Here is a 1,323-nt window from a genome sequence, read left to right as displayed (position 1 = left end):
GGGTATGTAAACTGAACTCTGTCCGGGCTGCTTATTTTTCGTGGTTACGGGTTAAATCCAACGGCAATCGATCGCCATATCGAATGGCCAGCTGTTGAACGGTTAGGGCCCAGTTTTGTAGTGGGCTCGTCCATTTCTTCTCAATGTTTTTGGTAGCCAGATAGACCAGTTTGAGTAAGGCCATATCACTGGTGAAAGCCCCTTTAGTTTTGGTGACCTTTCGCAGTTGCCGGTGGTAACCTTCCACGGCATTGGTCGTGTAAATGAGCCTGCGGATCGGCTGGGTATACTGGAAATAGGTCGTCAGCTTCTCCCAATTATCACGCCAAGAGCCGATGACAACGGGATATTTTGACTCCCATTTACTGGCCAACTCATCCAGGGCTAATTCAGCCAGATCCTTGGTGTCAGCCCGATAGACTCGCTTCAAATCCCGCATGAACTCCTTCTGGTCCTTGCTGGCTACGTACTTCAGGGAGTTGCGAATTTGGTGCACAATGCAGCTTTGCACGTCGGCCTTGGGATACACACTTTCGATGGCTTCTTTGAATCCGGTAAGGTTGTCCGTACAGGCAATCAGGATGTCCTCCAAGCCTCGGTTCTGCATATCGGAAAGCACCTGCAGCCAGAAGTTGGCTCCTTCGCTCTCAGAGACGTAGCATCCCAGCACCTGCTTATAGCCCTCACGGTTGATGCCCAGAATATTGTAGAGCGCCTTGTGGGTCACCCGGCCTTCGTCTCGGACCTTGTAGTGCATCGCATCCAGCCAGACGATGCAATAGACGGCTTCCAGCGGACGGGACTGCCAGGCTTTGACCTCGGGGATGATGCGATCGGTAATTTGGGATAGGACTGTATGGGAGAGCTCTGTGTCATACATTTCCTTGATGTGAGCACTGATGTCTCGCAGGCTCATCCCCAGCCCGTAGAGGCCGATAATCTTGTCCTGGAGGCTGTCGGCCAGCACGGTCTCGCGTTTCTTGATCAGCTGCGGGTCGAAGCTGCTCTGGCGGTCCTGTGGAGTCTCAATCTCGAAACTACCTGCCGAGCTTTTAATGGTTTTGCGGCCTTTGCCGTTACGCTTGTTACCGCCTTTGCGCTGCTGCTCATCCAAATGAGCATCCATCTCGGCCTCCAGGGCCGCCTCGATGAAGCTCTGAAGCATCGGAGCAAATGCTCCTTCTTTGCCGAATAGGGACTCCCCAGATTTGAGCTGGGCCAACGCTTTTTCTTGCAGTTTATCTAATTCTTTTTGTGTCATGATTTGTCTAAGTTAGTAGATTTTAAATTACCAACCTAGACAGAGTTAGATTTACACTCTCG

Annotated in this window: 1 protein-coding gene; it reads right to left on the bottom strand. The window is 51.5% G+C overall.

All coding sequences use genetic code 11. The annotated features are described in order from the left end of the window. Positions 1 to 31: 31 nt before the first annotated feature. Positions 32 to 1,261 (bottom strand): IS256 family transposase, encoded by a 1,230-nt coding sequence (locus ACQ76V_RS16000; RefSeq protein ID WP_441001507.1) that lies wholly within the window; start codon positions 1,259 to 1,261, stop codon positions 32 to 34. Between the last annotated feature and the right edge of the window lie 62 nt (positions 1,262 to 1,323).

Source organism: Fodinibius sp. SL11 (assembly GCF_052060035.1).
In the GTDB taxonomy this organism is placed as follows: domain Bacteria; phylum Bacteroidota; class Rhodothermia; order Balneolales; family Balneolaceae; genus Fodinibius.
Note: the sequence above shows the minus strand (reverse complement) of the source record. Positions and strands in the feature narration are given on the sequence as shown.

Bases quoted from the DNA above. Each gene is read 5' to 3' on its own strand.
- ACQ76V_RS16000 (WP_441001507.1), bottom strand. From the start codon at position 1,261: ATGACACAAAAAGAATTAGATAAACTGCAAGAAAAAGCGTTGGCCCAG.